This is a genomic window from Polaromonas sp., from assembly GCF_010365105.1.
Classification (GTDB): Bacteria; Pseudomonadota; Gammaproteobacteria; order Burkholderiales; family Burkholderiaceae_C; genus Polaromonas.
This window is the reverse complement of the sequence record NZ_JAAFGZ010000003.1, coordinates 66,012-90,040: the sequence shown is the minus strand read 5'-3', so window position 1 is coordinate 90,040 and position 24,029 is coordinate 66,012. Positions and strand designations below refer to the sequence as shown.

The 24,029-nt window shown below is 60.4% G+C and carries 22 protein-coding genes, 1 other RNA gene and 1 riboswitch; of the genes, 11 read left to right on the top strand and 12 right to left on the bottom strand.

Going from position 1 to position 24,029, the window contains the following annotated elements; translation table 11 throughout:
- Window positions 1–9 precede the first annotated feature (9 nt).
- The 4 genes from GZ092_RS02895 (at window position 10) to GZ092_RS02880 (ending at window position 5,795) form a co-directional block, all read left to right on the top strand.
- Window positions 10–1,542, top strand: a complete 1,533-nt coding sequence (locus GZ092_RS02895; RefSeq protein WP_293634216.1) for an acyl-CoA carboxylase subunit beta — start codon at window positions 10–12, stop codon at window positions 1,540–1,542.
- Between the two features lie 20 nt (window positions 1,543–1,562).
- On the top strand, window positions 1,563–3,611 hold the full coding sequence (locus GZ092_RS02890; protein WP_293634215.1) for an acetyl/propionyl/methylcrotonyl-CoA carboxylase subunit alpha: 2,049 nt from the start codon (window positions 1,563–1,565) through the stop codon (window positions 3,609–3,611).
- A complete protein-coding gene (locus GZ092_RS02885) occupies window positions 3,608–4,099 on the top strand; it encodes a VOC family protein (protein WP_293634214.1) in 492 nt (163 codons plus the stop codon). Before GZ092_RS02890 ends, GZ092_RS02885 begins: the two co-directional genes overlap by 4 nt.
- Before the next feature lie 172 nt (window positions 4,100–4,271).
- Complete coding sequence (locus GZ092_RS02880; RefSeq protein WP_293634213.1) at window positions 4,272–5,795, top strand: methyl-accepting chemotaxis protein; 1,524 nt, start codon at window positions 4,272–4,274, stop codon at window positions 5,793–5,795.
- Window positions 5,796–6,097: 302 nt separating this feature from the next.
- On the opposite strand, the gene rsxB is transcribed toward GZ092_RS02880, so the two are convergent.
- Both rsxB and phaZ read right to left on the bottom strand, forming a co-directional pair.
- Window positions 6,098–6,787: an electron transport complex subunit RsxB gene (rsxB, locus tag GZ092_RS02875; RefSeq protein WP_293634342.1), complete on the bottom strand. Its 690-nt coding sequence runs from the start codon at window positions 6,785–6,787 to the stop codon at window positions 6,098–6,100.
- Window positions 6,788–6,858: 71 nt separating this feature from the next.
- Entirely contained in the window at window positions 6,859–8,556 is a 1,698-nt protein-coding gene (phaZ, locus tag GZ092_RS02870) for a polyhydroxyalkanoate depolymerase (RefSeq protein ID WP_293634212.1), read from the bottom strand.
- Window positions 8,557–8,887: 331 nt separating this feature from the next.
- Here phaZ and ygiD point away from each other — a divergent pair, with 331 nt between their 5' ends.
- Window positions 8,888–9,742, top strand: coding sequence for a 4,5-DOPA dioxygenase extradiol (gene ygiD / locus GZ092_RS02865; protein ID WP_293634211.1), 855 nt, complete (start codon window positions 8,888–8,890; stop codon window positions 9,740–9,742).
- Window positions 9,743–9,888: 146 nt separating this feature from the next.
- Here ygiD and GZ092_RS02860 read toward each other — a convergent pair whose 3' ends face one another.
- The 6 genes from GZ092_RS02860 to GZ092_RS02835 form a co-directional block, all read right to left on the bottom strand.
- Window positions 9,889–11,526, bottom strand: a complete 1,638-nt coding sequence (locus GZ092_RS02860; protein WP_293634210.1) for an ABC transporter substrate-binding protein — start codon at window positions 11,524–11,526, stop codon at window positions 9,889–9,891.
- 139 nt (window positions 11,527–11,665) lie between these two features.
- On the bottom strand, window positions 11,666–12,664 hold the full coding sequence (locus tag GZ092_RS02855) for a peptide ABC transporter ATP-binding protein (protein ID WP_293634209.1): 999 nt from the start codon (window positions 12,662–12,664) through the stop codon (window positions 11,666–11,668).
- The gene (locus GZ092_RS02850; protein ID WP_293634208.1) at window positions 12,661–13,677 is read right to left on the bottom strand and encodes an ABC transporter ATP-binding protein; all 1,017 of its coding nucleotides are present in this window, start codon (window positions 13,675–13,677) and stop codon (window positions 12,661–12,663) included. The genes GZ092_RS02855 and GZ092_RS02850 overlap by 4 nt, the downstream gene beginning before the upstream one ends.
- Before the next feature lie 159 nt (window positions 13,678–13,836).
- Window positions 13,837–14,742 carry an ABC transporter permease subunit gene (locus GZ092_RS02845; protein ID WP_293634207.1) on the bottom strand — a complete coding sequence of 302 codons (906 nt, stop codon included), beginning with the start codon at window positions 14,740–14,742 and terminating at the stop codon, window positions 13,837–13,839.
- Window positions 14,739–15,749, bottom strand: a complete 1,011-nt coding sequence (locus GZ092_RS02840) for an ABC transporter permease subunit (protein WP_293634206.1) — start codon at window positions 15,747–15,749, stop codon at window positions 14,739–14,741. Before GZ092_RS02840 ends, GZ092_RS02845 begins: the two co-directional genes overlap by 4 nt.
- Window positions 15,750–16,071: 322 nt before the next feature.
- Window positions 16,072–16,488, bottom strand: coding sequence for an SWIB/MDM2 domain-containing protein (locus GZ092_RS02835; protein ID WP_293634205.1), 417 nt, complete (start codon window positions 16,486–16,488; stop codon window positions 16,072–16,074).
- 65 nt (window positions 16,489–16,553) lie between these two features.
- Here GZ092_RS02835 and GZ092_RS02830 point away from each other — a divergent pair, with 65 nt between their 5' ends.
- The gene (locus GZ092_RS02830; RefSeq protein ID WP_293634204.1) at window positions 16,554–16,730 is read left to right on the top strand and encodes a hypothetical protein; all 177 of its coding nucleotides are present in this window, start codon (window positions 16,554–16,556) and stop codon (window positions 16,728–16,730) included.
- A complete protein-coding gene (rraA, locus tag GZ092_RS02825) occupies window positions 16,727–17,239 on the top strand; it encodes a ribonuclease E activity regulator RraA (RefSeq protein WP_293634203.1) in 513 nt (170 codons plus the stop codon). The genes GZ092_RS02830 and rraA overlap by 4 nt, the downstream gene beginning before the upstream one ends.
- Window positions 17,240–17,257: 18 nt before the next feature.
- On the opposite strand, the gene GZ092_RS02820 is transcribed toward rraA, so the two are convergent.
- The 4 genes from GZ092_RS02820 to zapB all read right to left on the bottom strand — a co-directional run bounded on the left by GZ092_RS02820 (window position 17,258) and on the right by zapB (window position 18,969).
- On the bottom strand, window positions 17,258–18,073 hold the full coding sequence (locus GZ092_RS02820) for a sulfite exporter TauE/SafE family protein (protein WP_293634202.1): 816 nt from the start codon (window positions 18,071–18,073) through the stop codon (window positions 17,258–17,260).
- A 75-nt stretch (window positions 18,074–18,148) separates the two neighbouring features.
- A non-coding RNA gene (gene ssrS, locus GZ092_RS02815) (6S RNA) lies at window positions 18,149–18,328 on the bottom strand.
- Between the two features lie 51 nt (window positions 18,329–18,379).
- Complete coding sequence (locus GZ092_RS02810) at window positions 18,380–18,724, bottom strand: cell division protein ZapA (protein ID WP_293634201.1); 345 nt, start codon at window positions 18,722–18,724, stop codon at window positions 18,380–18,382.
- Entirely contained in the window at window positions 18,721–18,969 is a 249-nt protein-coding gene (gene zapB / locus GZ092_RS02805) for a cell division protein ZapB (protein WP_293634200.1), read from the bottom strand. Before zapB ends, GZ092_RS02810 begins: the two co-directional genes overlap by 4 nt.
- A 36-nt stretch (window positions 18,970–19,005) precedes the next feature.
- A riboswitch (cobalamin riboswitch) is annotated at window positions 19,006–19,290 on the top strand.
- A gap of 87 nt (window positions 19,291–19,377) precedes the next feature.
- On the opposite strand from zapB, the gene GZ092_RS02800 reads away from it, so the two are divergent.
- From GZ092_RS02800 to cobU, 4 genes are read left to right on the top strand one after another with little or no spacing between them, the layout of a single operon-like run.
- Complete coding sequence (locus tag GZ092_RS02800) at window positions 19,378–21,195, top strand: TonB-dependent receptor (protein WP_293634199.1); 1,818 nt, start codon at window positions 19,378–19,380, stop codon at window positions 21,193–21,195.
- Complete coding sequence (locus GZ092_RS02795; RefSeq protein ID WP_293634198.1) at window positions 21,180–22,541, top strand: cobyrinate a,c-diamide synthase; 1,362 nt, start codon at window positions 21,180–21,182, stop codon at window positions 22,539–22,541. Before GZ092_RS02800 ends, GZ092_RS02795 begins: the two co-directional genes overlap by 16 nt.
- The gene (locus tag GZ092_RS02790; protein ID WP_293634197.1) at window positions 22,534–23,385 is read left to right on the top strand and encodes a cobalamin-binding protein; all 852 of its coding nucleotides are present in this window, start codon (window positions 22,534–22,536) and stop codon (window positions 23,383–23,385) included. Before GZ092_RS02795 ends, GZ092_RS02790 begins: the two co-directional genes overlap by 8 nt.
- A complete protein-coding gene (cobU, locus tag GZ092_RS02785) occupies window positions 23,378–23,968 on the top strand; it encodes a bifunctional adenosylcobinamide kinase/adenosylcobinamide-phosphate guanylyltransferase (protein WP_293634196.1) in 591 nt (196 codons plus the stop codon). The genes GZ092_RS02790 and cobU overlap by 8 nt, the downstream gene beginning before the upstream one ends.
- The last annotated feature ends 61 nt before the right edge of the window (window positions 23,969–24,029 follow it).

Sequence of the window (24,029 nt, the reverse complement as noted above, 5' to 3'; positions counted from 1 at the left end):
AAGCGAACCATGCAGGAAATCCTTCAGCAACTTGAAAAAAAGCGCGCCGCGGCCCGCCTGGGCGGTGGCCAAAAGCGCATTGACGCGCAGCACGGAAAAGGCAAGCTGACGGCGCGCGAGCGGCTCGATGTGCTGCTCGACGAAGGCACGTTCGAGGAATGGGACATGTTTGTCGAGCACCGCTGCAGCGACTTCGGCATGCAGGACAACAAGATTCCGGGTGACGGCGTGGTTACCGGCTACGGCATGATCAATGGCCGTCTGGTGTTTGTCTTCAGCCAGGATTTCACCGTGTTTGGCGGCGCCCTGAGCGAAGCGCACGCCGAGAAAATCTGCAAGGTGATGGACCAGGCCATGAAAGTTGGCGCGCCGGTGATTGGCCTGAACGATTCGGGCGGTGCCCGCATCCAGGAAGGTGTGGCGTCTCTGGGCGGTTATGCCGACGTGTTCCAGCGCAACGTGATGGCCAGCGGCGTGATTCCGCAGATCAGCCTGATCATGGGGCCGTCAGCGGGCGGCGCGGTGTATTCACCGGCCATGACGGACTTCATCTTCATGGTCAAGGACTCGTCCTACATGTTCGTCACCGGCCCAGAAGTGGTCAAGACCGTGACGCACGAGGAAGTGACGGCCGAAGAACTGGGCGGCGCCATCACCCACACCACCCGAAGCGGCGTGGCCGACCTGGCCTTCGAGAACGATGTCGAAGCGCTCATCATGCTGCGCCGCCTGTACAACTACCTGCCGCTGAACAACCGTGAAAAAGCACCGATGCGCCCCAGCGCCGACCCGGCCCATCGCATGGACATGAGCCTGGATACGCTGGTACCCGTGAGCGCCAACAAGGCGTACGACATGAAGGAACTCATCACCAAGACGGTCGATGATGGCGACTTCTTCGAGATCCAGCCCGAATACGCCAAGAACATCATCATCGGTTTTGCCCGCATGGAAGGCCAGTCGGTCGGGATTGTTGCCAACCAGCCCTTGGTGCTGGCCGGTTGCCTGGACATCAAAAGCTCGATCAAGGCGGCGCGCTTCGTGCGGTTTTGCGATGCCTTCAACATTCCCGTCATCACCTTTGTCGATGTGCCCGGCTTCATGCCCGGCACCTCACAGGAATACGGCGGCATCATCAAGCATGGCGCCAAGCTGCTTTACGCCTACGCCGAATGCACGGTGCCGAAAATCACCGTCATCACCCGCAAGGCCTACGGCGGCGCGTACGATGTGATGAGCTCCAAGCATTTGCGCGGCGACGTGAACTTTGCCTGGCCGAATGCCGAGATTGCCGTCATGGGCGCCAAGGGCGCGGTCGAGATCATCTTTCGCGAAGACAAGGGCGACCCGGTCAAACTGGCCGCGAAAGAAGCCGAATACAAGGCGCGTTTCGCCAATCCGTTCGTCGCTGGCGCACGCGGCTTCATTGACGACGTGATCCTGCCGCACGAAACCCGCAAGCGCATCTGCCGCTCGCTGGTGATGCTCAAGGACAAGAAACTTGAAAACCCGTGGCGCAAGCACGGCAACATTCCGCTGTAAGTGCCCGAGGAAAAAACACCATGTTTAACAAAATTCTGATCGCCAATCGCGGCGAAATTGCCTGCCGTGTCATTCTTACCGCCCGGAAAATGGGCATCAAGACAGTGGCGGTGTATTCCGACGCCGACAAGGATGCGCGCCATGTCGAGCTCGCTGATGAAGCCGTCAACATCGGCCCCGCGCCAAGCCGTGACAGTTACCTTCAGGCCGAAAAAATCATTGCAGCGTGCAAGCAGACTGGCGCCGAAGCGGTGCATCCCGGCTACGGCTTCCTGAGCGAAAACGCTGGTTTTGCCAAGCGGGTGGAAGAAGAAGGCATCATCTTCATCGGCCCCAAGCATTATTCGATTGCCGCCATGGGCGACAAGATCGAATCCAAGAAGCTTGCCGGCGCGGCCGGCGTGAACTGCATTCCCGGTGTCAACGACGCGATTGAAACGGCCGAAAAGGCGGTTGAAATTGCCCGAGGGATTGGCTATCCGGTGATGATCAAGGCCAGTGCGGGGGGCGGCGGCAAGGGGTTGCGCGTGGCTTTCAACGACAAGGAAGCGTTCGAGGGCTTTACCAGTTGCCGCAACGAAGCACGCAACAGCTTTGGCGACGACCGTGTGTTCATCGAGAAGTTTGTCGAGGAGCCGCGCCATATCGAAATCCAGCTGATGGGTGACAGCCACGGCAATGTAATCTACCTGAATGAGCGTGAATGCTCGATCCAGCGCCGTCACCAGAAGGTGATCGAGGAGGCACCGTCGCCTTTCATCAGCGACGAAACGCGCAAAGCCATGGGCGAGCAGGCGGTGCAACTGGCAAAGGCGGTGAATTACCAGTCCGCCGGAACGGTTGAATTTGTCGTCGGCAAGGACCAGAGTTTCTATTTCCTGGAAATGAACACCCGTCTGCAGGTCGAGCATCCGGTCACCGAATGCATCACTGGCCTGGACCTGGTGGAACTGATGATTCGCGTGGCGGCGGGTGAAAAGCTGCCGCTGACGCAAGATCAGGTCAAGCGCGAAGGCTGGGCGATTGAGTGCCGCATCAACGCTGAAGACCCGTTCCGTGGCTTTTTGCCTTCGACCGGCCGGCTGGTGCGCTTTCAGCCGCCAAGGGAAACGATGTTTGCATCGGATGTCGAGCATCTTTACGGCGTGCGGGTTGATACCGGCGTGCAGGACGGCGGCGAGATTCCGATGTTTTACGACTCGATGATTGCCAAACTGATCGTTCACGGCACCGACCGCAATGACGCGATTGCCAAGATGCGCGAGGCGCTCAACAGCTTCGTGATTCGCGGCGTCAGCAGCAATATTCCATTCCAGGCGGCCCTGCTGGCGCATCCGAAGTTTGTGGCCGGCGACTTCAACACCGGCTTCATCGCCGAAAACTATGCGCAAGGCTTTCGCGCTGAAGACGTGCCGCATGACGATGCCGACTTCCTGGTGGCGCTGGCCGCGTACGTGAACCGCCGCATTCGGGCCAGGGCAGCGGGCATCAGTGGCCAGCTGCCGGGCCATGGCGTCACGGTGGGCGAAGAATATGTGGTGATCGGCCTGGGCGACAGCGGCCTGAACACACCACGACCCGCCGTGGTTCGCGACTATCAAACCCTTTCGGGCTCCAGCGCAGTGGAGACGGGCGACAGGCGCTATGAAATATGCAGCGGTTGGCATCTGGGTGGCGCGCGCATTCGCGGTACCGTCAACGGCCAGCCATTTGCCGCTCAGGTCGAACGCGGCGTGGGCAAGAACCCGCTGGCCATCCGCATCATTCACAACGGCACCCGGCTCGATGCCATGGTCTTGTCTCCGCGCGCTGCCGAACTGCATGCGCTGATGCCTTTCAAGGCACCGCCCGACATGAGCCGCTTTGTGCTGTCGCCCATGCCCGGCCTGCTGGCCGAGGTGTCGGTGCAGGTCGGCCAAAAGGTGCAGGCCGGTGAGCGCGTGGCCGTGATTGAAGCCATGAAGATGGAAAACGTGCTGTTTGCCATGGCTGACGGCGTGGTCGGCAAGGTGCTGGCAGCCAAGGGCGAATCGCTGAGCGTGGACCAGCCGATCGTGGAGTTCGTATGATGGCGACTACTGAAAAGCGGCCGTTCAAGGTGCTCGGCATCCAGCAGATCGCCATTGGTGCCACCCGCAAGGACCTGCTGCGCAGGCTGTGGGTCGACATGCTGGGGCTGGAGGTCACCGGCAATTTCGTCAGCGAACGCGAGAATGTCGATGAAGACATCTGCGCCATCGGCAGCGGTCCGTTCAAGGTCGAGGTGGACCTGATGCAGCCAGTGGATATTGAAAAAAAACCCGCGGTTCATGCCACCCCGCTCAACCATGTCGGCCTGTGGATTGACGACCTGCCAGCAGCGGTGCAATGGCTCACGGCGCAAGGCGTCCGCTTTGCGCCGGGCGGCATCCGAAAGGGCGCGGCGGGTTTTGACATCTGCTTCCTGCATCCCAAGTCAAACGAAGAGTTTCCGATTGCAGGCGAGGGCGTGCTGATTGAACTGGTACAGGCGCCGGCAGAAGTTGTCCAGGCATTTCGCGAACAAACTGAGCGCTGAAAAGACGCTTGATTGCCTGATCGAACCGGTATTTTTCCTTCAAACTGTTGATTAACAGCAGGGGTTGACCGTCTGTCGCTGATCTTGCCAATTCAGGCGGCGAATGCGCGACCGGTGTGCGGCGCGGAGACGGGCTGCCCCTGCCGGCATCCTTGATAGCGGAAAAATACCAATGATCTTTGGCAAACTTTTGAGTCCGGGCGTCTGGCTGTTGCGACGCATGCGCTTTGCCGGCAAACTGATGCTGCTGGGCGCCGTGTCTGCGATGGCATCGCTGGTGACTGCTTACCGGCTTTTCGCTGGTGACGCCTTGGTCGTCGCCCCTGCCGCTTTGATGCTGGTCAATGGCATCGGGCTCTTGCTGACCATTTATTTCCTGCTGGCCCTGCACCGAAGTGTTGTACAGGACCTGAACCGGATGACATTGACCCTGGACACCATGGTGGCCGGTGATCTGCGCTCGGACCTGGCAGAGCATGGCCGGGACGAACTGGGCAGCCTGAGTGTTGCATTGGGCGAGCTTGGCCTCACACTGTCAGGAATGGTGGCAAATGTGCGAAGCAATGCGGCCTTCGTCGCGCATTCTGGCAAAAGCCTGGCCTCAGGCAACCGCAACATGTCCAGCCGTACCGAACTCCAGGCGTCCAATCTGGCGCAGACGGCGGCCAGCGTTGAGCAGTTGTCTTCCGTACTCCAGGCCAATGCAGACACGGTCAGCCATGCCAATTTACAGGCAGCGGAGGTCAGAAACCTGGCGAACGGAGGAACAGCCACCATGGCGGGTGCCATCGCAGCCGTCGAAGCCGTGCAGGACAGCGCCAGTCGCATGGGCGAAATTGTGGAGCTCATCGACAGCATGGCGTTTCAAACCAATATCCTCGCGCTCAACGCAGCGGTCGAAGCGGCCCGTGCAGGCGAATCCGGCAGGGGATTTGCCGTGGTAGCCAGCGAAATTCGCTCACTTTCCCATCGCTCGGCCGAGTCTGCCAGGGAAATCAGGCAGCTGATCAACAGATCGTCAAGCCATGTAGCGGCCAGTGTGCTGAAAATTCGCCAAGCCGCAACCAACATTGAAGCCATCGTGACAGGAATACGGCATGTGGCCACGGACATGTCGCTGATCGCCGCTTCCAGCACTGAACAAAGCACCGGCCTGACTGAAATCACGGCAGCCGTACGCCAGCTGGATGAAATCACGCAGCGCAATGCCGCAATGGCGGCCAGCACATTGACACAGGCGGTCAACCTGGAAGGACGCGCCAGAACACTGGTGCAGTCAGTGGCCTCGTTCAGGCTGCGGCAAGGCTCTGCGGAAGAAGCGTTCTGCATGGTCCAGCAGGCGGTCAGTCATCGAAGGCAGACCACGAGGGAAGCCTTCCTGCGCGATCTGACCAATCCGGCCAAAGGGTTTCATGACCGCGACATGTATATCTTTGCCCTGGATGCCTTGGGCACTTACCTGGCTTTTGGCGGGAACCCGTCCCGGGTGGGGACGCGTGTGCATGATATTGCCGGAATCGATGGCAACCAGCTGCTGGAATCCATTGTCAACCAGGCCGGCGTCGAGGCGGGCTGGGTGGAGTACGACATCACCAATCCGACCACTGGAAAAGTGCAGACCAAGATGTCTTTTGTCGAGCAAGTGGACGATGTGTTCGTGGGTTGTGGCGTCTACAAGAACCTCGTTGCTGGATGATTCCATTGCTAAATCATTCCGATATGTCCTTGCATCGCCTTGCCGTGCCATAGTGTCGAGCCATGCGCAAACTGCCGGTTCTCGCTGGCTCTCAACGCGCATTGCGGCGTTTCATCCCTGCAAAGGCTGCAAGCCTTGACTTCGTGCTGCGTCTAGCGATGCACGTCGATGGCGACGCGATCTCTAGACGCTTGCGCATGACGCGACACTGGCACCGCCTGCGCCTTCACGCTGAATCCGGAATGATTTGGAAATGAAGGACGTCTACGCAGGCTGTGTATCCAACAGCGCTTGCCGAAGGCTCATGTTTTCGGTGCACGTTCTTCACGTGACCGTTTCAGTGCCGCCATGATGACCGCGCGTTTGTGTTCTGCCGCATCGGCATCGACATGCGCCTGCACAGACGGCTCGCTTGTCCGTTTCAATGGTGTTTCGACTTTTGTTTCAGGAATTTCAGGCATTTCAGCACCTTTGCGCTTGTCCTGACTGCTTCTGTAGCTATGAACTTCATAGCGTGCAAGGGCCGCTTGCGCTTGCGACCCTGACCACGCACTCCACCCCGTGCGGGCGCCGGTGATATTTTCGAGGATGATGCAGTCGACCGGGCAGGCCGGCAGGCACAACTCGCATCCGGTGCAGACGGCTTCGATCACGGTGTGCATCATTTTGTTGCTGCCGACGATTGCATCCACCGGGCAGGCCTTGCTGCACAGGGTGCAGCCAATGCACCAGGCCTCGTCAATAAAGGCAACGGCGCGGGGACCTTCCAGTCCATTCAGGGGATTCAGCGGTTGTGGCGGCAAGCCTGTGATGTCTGAGAGGCGCCCGATTCCTTCAGCGCCGCCGGGCGGGCACTGGTTGATGGCCGCCCCGTTGCAGACGATGGCGCGCGCGTAGGCCGCGCAATCAGCGTAGCCGCAACGCGTGCACTGGGTTTGCGGGAGTGCCGAATTGATCCGGTCAAAGAGGGTGTCGAGAGAGATGGGCTTCACCTTGCCATTGTCCCACCGGATATCCACCCGACTTTGTGGTGCGGTCACACAATGGACCGCACCAGGCCTTCTCAGGCGGCTGATTTTTCGGGAGGGACTGGCGTGTCGGAAGCTGCTTCAGCACCTGCAACGGGAGCAGGTGTCGTGGCAATGGTTGCAACCGGCGTGCTCACGGGCTGTGTCGTTGCTGTCGCAATGACATCAGCAACAGGCTCAGGCTTGACTGCCGTATTTTTGACGGCTACCAGCAGTGGCTTGCCCACGACAGGTTTATCAGCTGTATCCGAAAGCTCCTTCGCTACCGCTTCTCCGGCGGCAACCGTGGATTTAAGTCCGGCACGCGTGGTCTTGGCAAGGCGCTTGCCAGCCAGTTTCACGGCTTCGGCGGCGACAGGCGTGCTTGGCATTTCAAGCGCTGCAGGTGTTTTCAGCATGGCCGGTTTCAACGGCCTGGCTGCTTTTTTAGTCGCTGCCGGCGCTTTCTCGATCTGCTCAAGCGGCTTGTTGTGTTGAAGGATGAAGGTTTTTACAGCTGGATAGACGACATCGCGCCAGCGCCGGCCGCTGAAAATGCCGTAGTGTCCTGCGCCTTCGGCTTCCAGGTGGATCTTTTGCCCCGTTGCCACGCCGCTGCACATGTCAAGCGCCGCACGGGTCTGGCCGGAGCCGGAAATGTCGTCCAGCTCGCCTTCGACGGTCATCACGGCCGTGGTCTTGATGTCGCCCGGTTTGACACGCTCAAGGACGCCCTCAGCGGACATCACATCCCATGTGCCGTTGACCAGTTTGAAATCCTGGAACACGGTCTTGATGGTTTCGAGGTAATAGTCGGCGTCCATGTCGAGAACAGCGTTGTACTCGTCGTAGAACTTGCGGTGCGCTTCCGTGCTGGCGTCGTCGCCCTTGATCAGGTTCTTGAAGTAGTCATAGTGGCTGGTGGCATGTCGGTCAGGGTTCATGGCGACGAAGCCGGTATGCTGCATGAAGCCAGGGTAGACGCGCCTGCCCTTGCCCGCAAAGTTTGCAGGCACGCGGTAGATCACATTGTTTTCAAACCATTCAAAGGGCTTGGTCGTCGCCAGGTTGTTCACTGATGTGGGCGACAGGCGCGCATCGATCGGGCCGCCCATCATGATCATGGACAGCGGGGTTTTTTCCCCGCGCGATGCCATCAACGAGATTGCCGCGAACACCGGCACGGTAGGCTGGCAAACGCTGATCACATGGCAGTTACCGTACTTGCCCTGCAAATGGCGAATGAATTCCTGCACGTAGTTGACATAGTCGTCAAGGTGGAAAGCGCCTTCGGACAGCGGAACGTTCCGTGCGTTCTTCCAGTCGGTGATATAGACCTTGTGGTCCTTGAGCATGGTCTTGACCGTGTCGCGCAGCAGGGTCGAGTAGTGGCCCGACAATGGCGCAACCACCAGTACGGCTGGCTGGTCCTTGAGTTGCGTCAGGGTGGCGGAATCATCGGTAAACCGCTTGAACCGGCGCAGTTCGCAAAACGGCTTGTCAACTTCAATGCGTTCATGAATTGCCAGGCTGACCCCTTTTTTGTCAACCTCGACCTGGTGGATGTCAAACGATGGCTTTTCGTAGTCCTTGCCGAGTCGGTACATCAGGCTGTAGCCTGCTGAAACACGCTGTGCCATCGGACTTTTACCAAGTGGGGACAAAGGGCTGCTGTAGAGCTTTGCCGCCGCCTGCGCAAAGTCGACAAACGGCTCCATCAACGTGCGCTGAGATTCATAAAGTTGATACAGCATTGGAAGGAACCTTTTTTGTGAGACGTTTTTAAAAACGAAATATGTTGCAGTGCAATATAACAGCCGAAACGACTTACCAACTAATGATAATTACTGTTTTTTGACAAAAAATTACAATTTACAGGATTTGAACTACCTCATTTTAGGGAGCATAGCCATGCTGTCAATTGATTGATGTGCTATGAAAAAAGTATTGTTATCTCATTAACTGTTGCCCTGCGGTATCGGAAAACGGCGCTAACTTTTGAAGGACAGCTGCACCAGATATGAAGTTTCCGTACCGATTTATCAGGCAAGACTTTTCCTGCTCCACCATTACTACTGGATAAACATGATCAACTCGCTGGACGCCAATGTCCTTGACCGTTTGCCTTCGCTGAAAAAATCCGACAGGATGCCGGTGCTGTTCATGGGGCATGGCAGTCCCATGAATGCCATTGGCGACAACGAATACCGGCGCAGCTGGCAGGCCCTGGGTGCCCGATTCGGCACAGAACTGCCTCGGCCGCAGCTGATTCTTTGTATTTCCGCTCACTGGCTGACGCAAGGATGGTGGCTGACCGCCATGGCCAGGCCCAAGACCATTCATGATTTTGGCGGTTTCCCGCAAGAGCTGTTTGACCAGCAATACCCAGCACCCGGCGATCCAGATGCGGCCAGAGCGATCAGCCTGCTGGTCAGGCAGCGTACGTCGGCTCCTTTGGGGCTGGACACTGCTGAATGGGGGCTGGACCACGGGGCCTGGTCGGTCCTCAAGCCGATGTTTCCTGACGCCGACGTTCCGGTGATCCAGCTCAGCATGGACTATGGACGTGCGCCTGAAGACCATTACGCCCTGGCCAAACAGCTCAAGGCCTTGCGCGACCGGGGCGTGCTGATCGTGGCCAGCGGCAACATCGTTCACAACCTGGGCCAGATGCAGCGCGGCGCCAGCGGCAATCAGGCTTTTGACTGGGCGCTGGAATTCGACCAGACGATTGGTGGCCAGGTGCAGCAGGGCAATCTGGATGCCTTGCAGAATTTCCAGAAACTTGGCTCAATGGCAAAGATGGCCCACCCGACCCATGAGCATTATTTGCCCTTGCTGTACGCCGCCGGCGCGGTTGATGCACGCGAGCCGATGCGGTTTTTTAACACCAGCTTCCAGGGGGGGGCGATTTCCATGCGCTCGATGGTCTGGGGGTGAACGGTTTGCTATTGAAATAATAGCTGGCTACGTAATGGCACTGTGCGAAAACCACCTAAAAAGCTTGAAATCCAATGAAAATGCCGGTCAGTTGATGGCTGACCGGCACCTTGGGATCACTGGCCCTTGCAGGCAGGTCCAGCCGCTTACTCCTTGATATCGACGCCGTAAAAGTTGTGCCGGCCGAACGGCGAGTTCTTGAAGTCAATCACGTTCTTGCGGACCGGCTTGATCTGCACGGCATGGGCAATGGTGAACCAGGGCGCTTGCTCCTTGAAAATCACCTGCGCCTGCTGGTACAGCTTGGTGCGTTCGGCCATGCTGGTGACGGTCTTGGCCTTCAGCACCACGTCTTCATACGGCTGGTAGCAGAACTTGGCAATGTTGCTGCCACTGACCGATTGGGCAGAGGCGCAGCCCAGCAGCGTGTACAGGAAGTTGTCCGGATCGCCGTTGTCGCCGGTCCAGCCCAGCATGCCCATCTGGTGCTCGCCGGCCTGCATGCGCTTGCGGTACTCGCCCCATTCAAAGCTCTTGATTTCAGCCTTGACGCCGACCTTGACCAGGTCGGCCTGCATCAACTCGGCAATGCGCTTGGCATTAGGGTTGTACGGGCGCTGCACCGGCATGGCCCACAAATCGGTGCTGAAACCGTCCGGGTAGCCGGCCGCCGCCAGCAATTTCTTTGCGGCTTCGGGGTTGTATTCATCATCCTTGATGGCGTCGTTGTAGGACCACATCGACGGCGGAATCGGATTCTTGGCAACGATGCCGGTGCCCAGGTAAACCCCGTCGACGATGGCCTTCTTGTTGATCGCCATGTTGACGGCCTTGCGCACGCGCACATCGTCAAACGGCTTTTTGGTGGTGTTGTAGGCCATGTAGCCGACGTTCAGGCCTGGCTGCTCCAGCACCTGCACGTTCGGGTCCTTGCGGATCGCCTCCAGGTCGGCCGGGTTGGGGTAGGGCATGACATGGCATTCGCCCTTTTGCAGTTTGGCCCAGCGCACCGAGGCGTCGGGGGTGATGGAATACACCAGGTCGTCGATCTTGGCCTTGCCGGCCCAGTGCTGGGCAAAGGCCTTGTAGCGGATGACAGCGTCCTTCTGGTATTGCAGCAGTGAGAACGGGCCGGTGCCGATCGGGTCCTGGTCGATTTTTTCCGGTGTGCCGGCTTTGAGCATGGCATCGGCGTATTCCTTCGACTGGACGGCCGCATAGGGCATCGCCAGATTGGCCAGGAAAGGCGCTTCAGGCTTGTTCAGCGTGATCTTGACGGTGTAGTCATCAACCTTTTGCACCGATGTCAGCAGCTTGGGCATGCCCATGTCGCTGAAATAGGAGTGGTTGGGGCTGGTGACCCTGAAAAAGGCGTTGTCTTCCTTCCACTGGCGCTCGAACATGAACAGCACGTCGTCGGCATTGAAATCGCGGGTGGGCTTGAAGCTCTTGCTGGTGTTGTGCCATTTCACGCCCTTGCGCAGGTGAAAGGTGTATTCCTTGCCGTCGGCTGAAATGTCCCACTTCTCGGCCAGGCCCGGTACGACCTTGGTGCCGCCACGCTCGAATTCGACGATGCGGTTGTAGATGGGCTCGTTGGCATCGAACGACGTGCCGGTGGTGTTCACGCCGGGGTAGAAGTTTTCCGGACTGCCTTCGGAGCAGAACACCAGCGTCTTGGCCGATACCGGTGAAAGCGCCAGCAGTGCGGGCAGGGCCAGCGCGCACAGCAGTGCTCGCTGCACCGGACGCAGCCGGCTGGCAAATGGTGGGTTCTGGTTCATCTGACAACTTCCTTCTGGGTTGATGCTGCAGGGCAGCGGGCTTGCGGCCAGCTTCGCCGCACCGCTGGCGCGGACTGGCTGGTCATTCGACAACGAAAAGCGGCATTGAACACGGGCTGACAACGCATGAGCCGCGAATTCAGGCTGCAAGAAAATTTTCGGCATGGTGGCAGGCCACCATCCTGCCCGCCACCTCGCGCAGGACCGGCCTTTCAGCACGGCAGCGGTCGGTCACATGCGGGCAGCGGGTGGAGAACACGCAGCCCTTGGGCGGGTTCAGCGGCGAAGGCAGTTCGCCCTTGAGCACAATGCGGTGCTTGGTGGCGCTGCTGCCGGCCAAGCCGGGCGTCGAGGCCAGCAACGCCTGCGTGTAGGGGTGCAGCGGCTGCGCGAACAGCGCATTTTTTTCACCTTGCTCGACAGCATGGCCCAAATACATGACCAGCACGTCGTGGGCGATGTGGCGTACGACGCCCAGGTCATGCGAGATGAACAGGTAGGCCAGCCCCATCGACTGCTGAAGGTCGGCCAGCAGGTTGAGCACCTGCGCCTGGATCGACACGTCGAGCGCCGACACCGGCTCGTCAGCCACCACCAGCGCCGGGTTCAGCATCAGCGCGCGGGCAATGGCGATGCGCTGGCGCTGGCCGCCGGAAAACATGTGCGGATAGCGGTCGTAATGCTCGGGCCGCAGACCGACCAGAGCCAGCATGGCGCGCGCTTTTTCAGCCCGTTCGGGTGCCTTCAGGGGCGTATTGATTTCAAGCGGTGCTTCCAGAATGGCGCCGATTTTCTTGCGCGGGTTGAGCGATCCGTAGGGATTCTGGAACACCAGTTGCACCGCCTTGCGCAGCTTCAGGTGTTGTTCGTCCGACCCGTGCACCGCATCGACGCCGGTGATGCTGAGCTCGCCGCTGGTGGGGGTTTCGATCAGCGACACCATGCGCGCAAGCGTTGATTTTCCGCAGCCCGATTCGCCGACCACGGCCAGCGTCTTGCCGGCATGCACGGTGAACGACACGCCGCCAACCGCCTGGAGAAGGTCGGGCTTGGCCATGAAGCCGCGCCGGATTTCGTAGACGCGCTTCAGGTTCGTGGCTTTAACCACAGGCGTGGTTGCAGGGGAGGCGCTGCTCATCGTACGGCTTCCGGCATGGGGTTGTCGTGGGCCATGGCGGCTTCCCGGCCGGGGTCGCCCAGGGGATAGTGGCAGCGCACCATGCCGTCCTGCCAGGCACGCAGCTCCGGGCGCACCGTGCGTGAATGCTCGGTGGCATAGGCGCAGCGGGGTGCAAACAGGCAGCCGGCCGGCCTGTCATAGAGGCCGGGCACCATGCCGGGAATGGTTGCGAGACGGGCGCTGCCATCGCTGCGCTCGGGCAGGGCGGCCAGCAGCGCTTCGGTGTAGGGATGCTGGGGTGTGTTGAACAAGGCGTGGGCGCTTTGCTCTTCCATGATCTGGCCGGCATACATCACGGCCACGCGCTGCGCCATCTCGGACACCACGCCCATGTTGTGGGTGATCAGCACCAGTGCCATGCCGCGTTCCTTTTGCAGACTACGCAGCAGGTCGAGGATTTGCGCCTGGATGGTCACGTCGAGGGCGGTGGTCGGCTCGTCGGCAATCAGGAGGCGCGGGTTGCAGGCAATCGCCATGGCAATCATCACGCGCTGGTTCATGCCGCCCGACAACTGATGCGGATAGGCCTTGAGCCGGCTTTCCGGCGCCGGAATGCCGACCTGCTCCAGCAACTCGATCGCCTGGCGCGTGGCGGCCTTGCGGTCCAGACCGAGATGCAGGCGCAGCGTCTCGGTGATCTGAAAACCGACGGTGAAGCATGGGTTCAGGCTGGTCGTGGGATCCTGGAAGATCATCGCCACGTCCTTGCCGGTGAGCTTGCTGCGCTCGCCGTCCGACAGGGACAACAGGTCGTGGCCGGCAAAGCGCAGCTTGTCGGCACGCACCCGGCCCGGAAAGGCCACCAGACCCATGAGGGCCATCATGGTGACGCTTTTGCCCGAGCCCGATTCGCCGACGATGCCCAGGACTTCGCCTTCCTCCAGTGACAGGCTGACGCCGTCCACTGCGTGCATCACGCCGTTTTGCGAGGGAAACTCGACGGACAGGTTTTCTATTTCAAGCAGGGCCATGGGTACAGGAACCTTTGGAAAATTTCATTTTTACTTGCAAGCACCGCATCAATTCAACAGCAATTTTGCTGCTGAATTGATAGCTGCCCGGGCACGCCAGTCGTGCGCAAAATGCATATTTGGCACTAAAAATCTGTTTGCACGTCACAAGTTATCGCCTTAGCGCTTGAGTTTCGGGTCAAAGGCATCGCGCAGCCCGTCGCCCAGCAAATTAAAAGCCAGCACGGTGATCAGGATGGCCAGCCCGGGAAAGGTCACGACCCACCAGGCGCGCAGCACGAATTCGCGCGCATCGGCCAGCATGGTGCCCCATTCGGGTGAAGGCGGCTGCGCACCCAGACCCAGGAAGCCCAGCGCCGCCGCGTCCAGAATGGCGGTGGACACGCCAAGCGACGCCTGCACGATCAATGGTGCGGTGCAGTTCGGCAAGATTTCGCTGAACATCAGCCGCAGTCGGCCTGCGCCGCTCATGCGCGCTGCGGTGACGTAGTCGCGCGAGGTTTCGGCAATCACTGCCGCGCGGGTGATGCGCACGTAATGCGGCAGCACCACGATGGCCACGGCCAGCATGGCATTCATCAGGCCAGGGCCCAGGATGGCAACGATGACGATGGCCAGCAACAGGCTGGGCAGGGTCAGGATGATGTCCATCAGGCGCATGATGGCAATTTCAAAAATGCCCCGGAAAAATCCGGCCAGAAGCCCCAGCACGGTGCCCACCACGACGGATATTGCCACCACCGCCAGTCCGATGACCAGCGACAGCCGTGCACCGTACATCAGGCGCGACAGGATGTCGCGGCCGATGGCGTCGGTGCCCAGGGGGTAGGACCAGGAACCGCCCGTCTGCCAGGCGGGCGGCTTCAGGAACACGGCGCTGTCGGTGACATTCGGCGCATGCGGCGCAAGCCAGGGGGCGAACAAGGCCACCAGCAATACTGTCACGACGATGACCAGGCCCATCACGGCGCCACGGTTGGCGCTGAAGTAGCTCCAGAATTCACGCAGCGGATGGGCCGGGACTGGTGCTTCTGAAACGTGTGTTTTTAAAATAGCCGTGCTCATCGCTGGTGCCTGATGCGGGGATTGATGATGCCGTAGGTAATGTCCACCAGCAGGTTGACCGCCATGACGATGGCGCCCAGCAAAAGGATGCCGCCCTGCAGCACGGGATAATCGCGCCGGCTGATGGCCTCGATCAGCCATTTGCCGACACCGGGCCAGGAAAAAATCGTTTCGGTCAGGATGGCGCCGGTGAACAGCACGCCAACCTGCAGGCCGATCACGGTGATCACCGGAATCAAGGCATTGCGCAGGGCATGAACGGCCACCACGCGCAGGTTGGACAGTCCCTTGGCGCGCGCGGTGCGGATGTAGTCCTCGCCCAGAACTTCGAGCATGGCAGAGCGGGTCATGCGCGCGATGACGGCCAGCGGATTGGTGCCCAACACAATGGTCGGCAGGATCAGGTGGGATGCCGCTGACCAGAATGCGCCCTTTTCATCTGAAAGCAGCGAGTCGATCAGCAGGAAACCGGTGGTCGGCTCGATGTAGTACTGCACCGACATGCGGCCCGACACCGGCGTCCAGCCCAGCTGGACTGAAAAAAGCAGGATCAGCAGCAGGCCCCACCAGAAAATTGGCATCGAGTAGCCCGTCAGGGAAATGCCCATCACGCCGTGGTCAAGAATGGAGTTTCGCTTGACAGCCGCAAGAATGCCGGCCGGAATGCCGATCAGCAGCGCGAAAAGAATGGCGCAGACGGCCAGTTCGATCGTGGCTGGAAACAGCGTCATGAATTCACTGAGCACCGGCTCCTGCGTGATCAGCGACTTGCCGAGGTCGCCCTTGAGCACCCGGCCGATATAAATTCCGTACTGCACCAGCACCGGCTTGTCGAGGCCAAACTCCTTGAGCAATTGCGCATGGCGCGCCGGATCAATGCCGCGCTCTCCGGCCATAGTTTCAATCGGGTCTCCCGGCACCATGCGGATCAGGAAAAAAGCCAGCAATGTCATGCCCAGGAAGGTGGGAATGATCAGGCTCAGGCGGGTAAAAATAAAGCGCAGCATGGTTGCGAAAGAGGGGCAGGTAAGTCATCACAGGACGGGTCAGGAACGTTTGCAGTGACTGGAAAATATCGGCTGACAACAGGCTGTCGAGGATGCTTTTCGGTCAAGGCAATAATTGAGCCAACAATTTTTAATCTTAGCAATTAATTACCGGGCTTGACGCGTTTTGCCGCGTCATTTCTCCTTGTTTACCCTATTTTCCAGACCAACGCTGTTGCACTGGCGTTGACCCATGCGCCATTACGCGCATGGAGATCGCCTGGATAGCGGGCACAAAAAAGCCGCTGGATCGCGGCTTTTGGAGAAGTCGTCGGGCCGCCGTTTACTTGACGTGCTTGCCGATCAGTCCCGCCATTTCAAACATGGAAACTTGGGGCTTGCCAAACACGGCCAGCAACTTCTTGTCTGCATTGATCATGCGCTTGTTGGCCTGGTCCTGCAGGTTGTTGGCCTTGATGTAAACCCACAGCTTGCTGACAATTTCAGTGCGTGGCAAAGGCTTGTCGCCGACCACTGCTGACAATTCGGGGCTCAGGGTCAGCGCCTTCATGAAGGCTGGATTCGGTGTGCGCTTCTTGGCGGGCGCAGCGACTTTGCTTGCAGCCGGTTTGGCCGTTGCAGCCTCCTTGGCAGGGCTGGCTTTTTTGGCGGCAGCCGTTTTGGCAGGCGCCGCTTTTTTTGCAGCGACAGTTTTTTCTGGTGCCGCTTTTTTTACTGGCGCTTTTGGTGCAGTTGCCATGATTGATTCCTTCTAGACAGTTGACAGATCGCCACCCGAAGAACGACTTCTTCGTGGCTTAGCGCATGCTACTGGAGAAAATCCGGTTTGAAAGCGGGAAAACACTTTATTTCCGGCCTCATGTGGAAGATTTACCCCTGAAAATCAAAAAATCAATGCCTGAGTGCCGAGCCGAGCCGTATGCCGTGGCGCAGATGCTCGCAAAATACTTCCAACTCTTCCTGAAAGCGGACCCCAAATGACCCCTGTACCATTTCCTGCATTCGCAACTTGCGATCTTTGTGATGTTCATAAAAATGACTGCACGGGTCAATTCCGGGTGCTGCCGCCCGTGTTCAGGAACTTTGGCGGACTCGCCCGGTTCAGCGGTCCGGTGTCAACGGTCAAATGCTTTGAAGACAATTCACTGGTCAAGGAGGCTGTGGATTCGCCCGGCGAAGGCCGGGTGCTGGTGGTCGCTGGCGGCGCGTCGCTGCGCCGCGCGCTGGTCGGCGGCAACCTGGGCGCTGCAGCGGCCAGAAACGGTTGGGCCGGCGTCGTGGTGGATGGCTGCGTGCGCGATGTCAGCGAACTTGCCCAGTGCGACACCGGCATATGCGCCCTGGCCGCCATGCCCCTGCCCACCGAAAAAAGGCAGCAAGGGCAACGGGACGTTGCGGTGCAGGTTCAGGGCATATGGGTCTATCCGGGCGACTGGCTGTATGCCGATGAGGACGGCATGGTTGTGATGGCGTCGCCGCTCAAGGCATGAGGCGCACAACCCGCAGGTTTAGCTGCTCAGCCCTTTGTAGAGCATGTAGGCTGCCAGCAGATACAGGATGCTGGCGAATACCCGCTTGAGTTTGCCGACCGGAATGTTGTGCGCTGCCCTGGCGCCGAGTGGTGCGGTCAGGAAACTGCAGGTGGCGACCACGGCCAGCGCCGGCAGCCAGATATAGCCCAGCGAGCCTTGCGGCAGGTTCTGCACGGTTTGCCCGCTGATGGCGTAGCCCAGCACATTGGCCATGGCAATCGGAAAACCCAGCGCCGCAGAAGTGGCAACGGCATTGTGGATGGGAACGTTGCACCAGGTCATGAAAGGCACGCTGATGAAGCCGCCGCCTGCGCCGATCAGGCCAGACATGAAGCCTATGAAGCCGCCAGCAGCCAGCTGGCCGCCGGTACCAGGCATCTGGCGCGTGGGCTTGGGTTTTTTGTCCATGAACATCTGGGTGGCGGAAAAACTGACGAACACGCCAAAGAAAATCGCCAGGTAAGACCCCTTGAGAAGGGCAAACACACCCAGGCTGCCGACGATGCTGCCCGCCACAATGCCCGGGGCGAGTCGCCTGACGATGTCCCAGCGCACGGCGCCACGCTTGTGGTGTGCCCGAACACTCGAAAGGGACGTGAAGATGATGGTGGCCATGGACGTGGCAATGGCCATTTTCACCGCCAGGTCTGCGGAAACCCCGCGATTGGCCATGATGATGGTGATGAACGGCACCATCAGCATTCCGCCGCCTATGCCCAGCAGGCCGGCGAGGAAGCCGGTGCCCACGCCAAGCACGGCCAGTTCAAGGATCAGCAGGGGTTCGAGAATCATGGAAGGCAGCGTTGGGGATCAGGACGGGCGCCGCATTCAGGTGAAAACGGCGGTGCTTGATGCGATAGCAAGAAAAAGGTGTCTGCGAATGCCACCGGACCGTCATCCTGAACCGGGGTTCAGGTGGGCGAGGGCAGTCAGGCTTCGGGTTCGTCTGACGCGAGACGATCACACCTGTCTGACAATTTACCAAGCCCGTGCTCGTGGAGCATTGGTTCAAGGAAATATAAAGCCCGGCGCGCACCGCAGACAAAACAATTGTAGGCCCAAACGCCGGATCGGATGCCGGACGAAAGTCCGAAAAGGTCAAGACGAGAGATTCTGGCTGGCCAGCGCAGCGTCCAGCTTTTGAAGCAGTGACTGCAGCTGTGCCCCGGACGCATCACTGGCGCCATCGGTGGCATTGGCCAGCGTCTCGGGGGTCTGCTGGACAGGTTCAGGCGGCGTGGGGACAGGCTCGAGCAACTGGTAGGCCAGGTTCAGCGCCGCCAGAACGGCAATCCGGTCGCGTGCCTTCACCTTGCCGGCATCGCGGATCTTGCACATGGCCGAATCAACGGTGTCAACCGCTTCGAGCAGGCGGATTTCGCTGTTTTCCGGGCAGCCCAGCATGTAGTTCTGACCCATGATCTGTACTTCAAGCTGTTTCATCGCGCAGGGTCCACAAAGGGGTTGACAACGGAGTCGGTGGTTTCGGGCAGCCGCTCGATCAGTGCATCCACGCGGGCGCGTGCAGCGCTGAGCCTTGACCTGAGCGAATCCCGCTCGTGCGACAGGGCCGTGACCTGTTCACCCAGCTGGGCGTTGGTGCGCTGTAATTCTTCATAGCGCAGCAAAAGCTGCTCTACGCGTTCGGTAATCTGGTCGATGGAATCGATGGTGTGTTGGTTCGGCATGGCACTTGCGATTGTAGGGTCAGGCGTATTTTGCCGCGTAGAATGCCCGCTGTTGGTGCTCGCCGCATGGTTCACATGCTGCAGTTCAACGGGAAGCAGGGGGAAGTCAACGCCATGAGCACCGGGGCAAGCCGGTTTGCCAAGCGCTGCGACCTCTAACCTGCGCTGCCCCCGCAACGGTAAACGGACGAATGCGGCTCTGAAATTCAGGGCTGCGTTCAGTTTTCATCATGAGCCACTGAGCGTTTTGAACACGCGCTTGGGAAGGCGATGAAAGCAGTTCCGCGAGCCCGGATACCGGCCAACAAGGTGAATTCGCTCGTCTTCTTTCAGGAAATGGGCGCGTTCGTAACGCTCATGCACTGGCGGGGAAGCCGGTGAGAGCATTTTGTTGATAGTTTGATTCTCATGAAAACCTGTATTTCCAACCTTCGCCTGGCCGTGCTGCCCTTGGCGTTGACGCTTGCCTTTCCTGCTTTTGCGCAAACCCAGCCAGCGTCGCAACTTCGCGAAACGGTAGTCACCGCCACACGCACCGTCCAGCCCCTGAACGACGTGGTGGCCGATGTGACCATCATTGACCGCCAGAAAATCGAACGCAGCGGTGCGGCTGGCCTGGCCGATGTCCTCAAGCGCGTCCCCGGCATTGAAATGTCACGCAACGGCGGCCCCGGCGCCACCACCAGCGTGTTTCTGCGTGGTGCCGAGTCCCGGTTTACCGCCGTCTACATCGACGGTGTGCGGGTGGATTCGCAGGCCACCGGGGGCGCGGCATGGGAAAGCATTCCGCTGGCGCTGATTGACCGCATTGAAGTGCTGCGCGGCCCGGCCGCTGCGGTGTATGGCTCGGACGCACTGGGCGGCGTGATCCAGATATTCACCAAGCGCGGCGAGGATGGTTTTTCGCCCTTTGTCGGCGTGGGCGTTGGCACGTACAACACCCGCAAACTGGATGCAGGCTTCAGCGGTGCCAGCGGCGGCTTTGACTATGCCTTAGGCCTGGCGCATGAGCAAAGCGATGGTTTCAATGCCCGCAACGTGCCGACCCAAAACCCCGATCTTGACGACTACCGCAGCCTGTCGGCCAACCTGCGTCTTGGTTTTCAGGTTAACAAGGCCCACCGGCTTGAGGCTACCTACCTGACGAGCGACATGGATTCGGGCTATGACAACGGCCTGGGCAAGGACGACCGCAATCTTCACGAACTCCATGCCCTGGGCCTGAACTGGCAGGCGCAGTGGACCGATGCCTGGCTTACGCGCCTGTCGGTGGCCGACTCCAGCGACCGCTATGAAACCCGGCCTTCGCCCTACCTGACGGTCACGCGGCTGCGTGGCTACACCCTGCAAAATGAGTTACGCCTGGGCGCGCAGCTGTTTACCGCCGCATTGGAGCGCAAGGAAGACCACCTGGAGAATGCGCCCATCGACCAAGGCCGCTCGCAAAATGCGCTGGCGCTGGGATACGGTTTCACAGACAAGAAACATACCGTCCAGCTCAACTTGCGCCATGACAAGGACAGCGAATTTGGTGGCAAGACAACCGGCAGCGCGGCCTATGCCTATGCCTTCACGCCCGAATGGCGCGCATCGGCCTCGGCCGGCACAGCCTTTCGGGCGCCGACCCTGTACCAGCGTTTCAGCCAGTACGGCGTGGCAACGCTGGTGCCCGAAAGCAGCCGCAACCTGGAACTCGGCTTGCGCTGGTCGAAGGGCGCCAGCAGCGTCGGGCTGGTGGGCTACCGAAACAAGGTGGACAACCTGATCACATTTGCCAGTGCAGGCACCTGCGCATCAGCTTTCGGCTGCTACGCCAACACGGCGCGGGCCGAGTATTCGGGCGCCACCCTGACGGCAACGCATGCCGTGGGCGGTGTGAACCTGGCGGGGTCGCTGGACATGCAGAATCCGCGCGATCTGAATACCGGCAAGTTATTGGCCCGCCGCGCGAAACAGCACGGGACCCTGAGCGCCGACACGCGGCTGGGCAGCTGGCTGCTGGGTGCCGAAGCGCAGTTCTCTGGCAAGCGCTTTGATGATGCGGCCAACACCCGCGAGCTGAGCGGCTACACACTTCTGGGACTGAGCGCCAGCACGCCGCTGGTCAAGGACTGGACCTTGCTTGCCCGGGTAGACAACCTGGCCGACAAGCAGTACGAACTGGCCCGTACCTATGCAACGGCCGGTCGTTCGTTTTACGTCGGTGTGAAATGGGCGCCTCTGTAGGCATGGCCCGCTGCCCCGCCATCCTCATCGCTGCCCCGGCGTCGGGCCAGGGCAAGACCACGGTCGCCTGCGCCCTGGCGCGGTTGCATGCGCGGCAGGGCCGGCGGGTGCGCGTCTTCAAGTGCGGCCCGGACTTTCTGGACCCGTACTGGCTGGCGCTGGCCAGCAGCGCGCCGGTGCATCAGCTCGACCTGTGGATGACGGGCGAGGCGGATTGCGCCCGGCGTCTGCACGCTGCGGCGCAAGAAGCCGATCTCCTCATTGTCGAAGGCGTGATGGGGCTGTTTGATGGCCAGCCGAGTGCGGCCGATCTGGCGCAGCGCTTCGGTTTGAAGGTGGTTGCGGTGATTGATGCCAGCGCCATGGCCGGAACCTTTGGCGCGCTGGCCTGGGGCTTGCAGCATTACCGCGAAGGCCTGAGCTTCGGTGGCGTGCTGGCCAACCGTGTCGCCTCGCCCGGCCACGCGGCGATGCTGGAAGACAGCCTGCGCGACCCGGCCCAATGGCTGGGCGCCCTGATGCGCAACGAAGCCTTGACGCTGCCCGAGCGACACCTGGGCCTGGTGATGGACCATGAACTTGGCGATGCGATGGCCAGGCTGGATGCGGCGGCCGATGCGCTGGCGGCCACGAGGCTGGGGCAGATGTCTGGCGATGACCTGCAGGCCTGGGCCGTTGATTTCCAGAGCCTTGACGCACCCGAGCACGGCTTGCCTGCAGCTGCATTGCAGGGCCGGACGATTGCCGTCGCCCGCGATGCAGCCTTCTGTTTTTTGTATGCTGCCAACCTCGACTGCCTCCAGGCGATAGGCGCCAGGCTGGCCTATTTTTCACCGCTGGCAGACGACTCGCTGCCGGACTGCGACGCGCTGTGGCTGCCCGGCGGCTACCCCGAACTGCATGCTGAAACGCTGGCTGCCAACACGGCCATGAAAAGCAGCATCACCGCGCACGTCCAGGCCGGCAAGCCGGTCTGGGCAGAGTGCGGCGGCATGATGGCCTTGTTTGATGAAATCATCGACATCCACGGCGTCAGCCACCCGATGTGGGGCGTCCTGCCCGGCTGCGTGACGATGCAAAAGCGGCTCGCTGCGCTGGGGCCGCAGCAGCTTGACATGCCGGGCAGCACCTTGCGCGGCCACACTTTTCACTATTCCACCTGCGCCACGCCGCTGCCCGCTGCCCGCCGCACCCAGGTCGCACCGGGACGCAGCTTGCGCGGCGAAGGCGAGGCGCTGTATGTGTCCGGTTCGACAGGCGCGGTGAAGGCGAGTTATTTCCATGCCTGGTTTGCGTCCAGCCCGGCTGCGGCGGCGGGCCTGTTTTTAAAGGAACACCATGACTGACACCGCAAACGACTGGCGCACACTGGCCGCCAGCAAAGACACCTCGGCCTATGGCCCGCAGCGCATCGTCTGCCTGACCGAAGAGCCCACCGAATGGCTGTATATGCTGGGCGAAGAGCGCCGCATCGTCGGCATTTCGGGCTACACCGTGCGCCCGCCGCGCGCGCGCAACGAAAAGCCCAAGGTCAGCGCCTACCTGAGCGCCAAGATCGACAAGATTGTTGATTTGAAGCCCGACTGCGTCATCGGCTTTTCAGACCTGCAGGCCGACATTGCCGCGCAGCTGATTCGCCATGGCATCCAGGTCACCATCTTCAACCAGCGCAGCGTGGCCGAGATTTTTTCGATGATGTACCAGCTCGCCGCGATGGTCGGGCAGGTCGAACGCGGCATGGTGCTGATCGGGCAGATGCAGCAGCGGCTGCGGGACATCAAGCAGGCGGCGCGTTCGCTCAAGCGCCGCCCCAGGGTGTTTTTCGAGGAATGGCACGACCCGCACATCAGCTGCATCGCCTGGGTGTCCGAGCTGGTCGGCATTGCCGGCGGCGACGACTGCTTTCCCGAACTGGCGAAGGAACCCATGGGCAAGGGCCGCATCATTGCCGACGGGCTGGAGATCGTGCAGCGTGCGCCCGACATCATTTTTGGCTCCTGGTGCGGCAAGAAATTCCGCCCCGAGCTGGTGGCCGCCCGGCCGGGTTGGGAAAGCGTGCCGGCCATCCAGAACCATCAGCTGTTCGAGATCAAGTCGTCCGAAATCCTGCAACCCGGCCCGGCCGCGCTGACCGATGGCGTGGAAAAGCTGCACCGCTTCATTCTCGATTGGGATGCAGCACATGCATGAGTTGCTGTCCGTCGCCCGCAGCGAGCTGATCCTGGGCGGCCAGAAAAGCGGCAAGTCGCGCCGGGCCGAGTTGCTGGCGCGCAGCTGGCTGGCGCAATCGCCGGCGCATCAAGCCGTGTTGATTGCCACCGCCCAGCCCTGGGACGCCGAAATGCGCGAGCGCATCGCGCGTCACCAGACCGACCGCGCCGAGCGGGTGCCCGGCATGCAAACCGTGGAAGAGCCGGTGCAACTGGCCCAAACCTTGACCCGCCATAGCCAGCCGCAAACCCTCGTCGTGGTGGACTGCCTGACGCTGTGGCTGACCAATTTGCTCATGCCCGCCGAAAATAATGAACAAAATAAGGCGCCAGCGCATGTTGCACGGGCGCAGGTAGCTATGTTTTTAAGAGCAATTGAAAATGCCACCGGTCCGGTCGTGCTGGTCGGCAACGAGATCGGCCTGGGCGTCATTCCGATGGGGCATGAAACGCGGGCTTTTGTCGATGCGCTGGGGCTGCTGAACCAGGAGGTGGCGCAGGCCTGCCAGCGCGTGACCTACATGGCGGCCGGTTTGCCGCTGACCCTGAAAAGCCAGTCATGATGACTTTGTCTTGCTCCCTCTACCTTCGGCAGAGGGCTGGGGTGAGGGTCAGCGCGCTCAA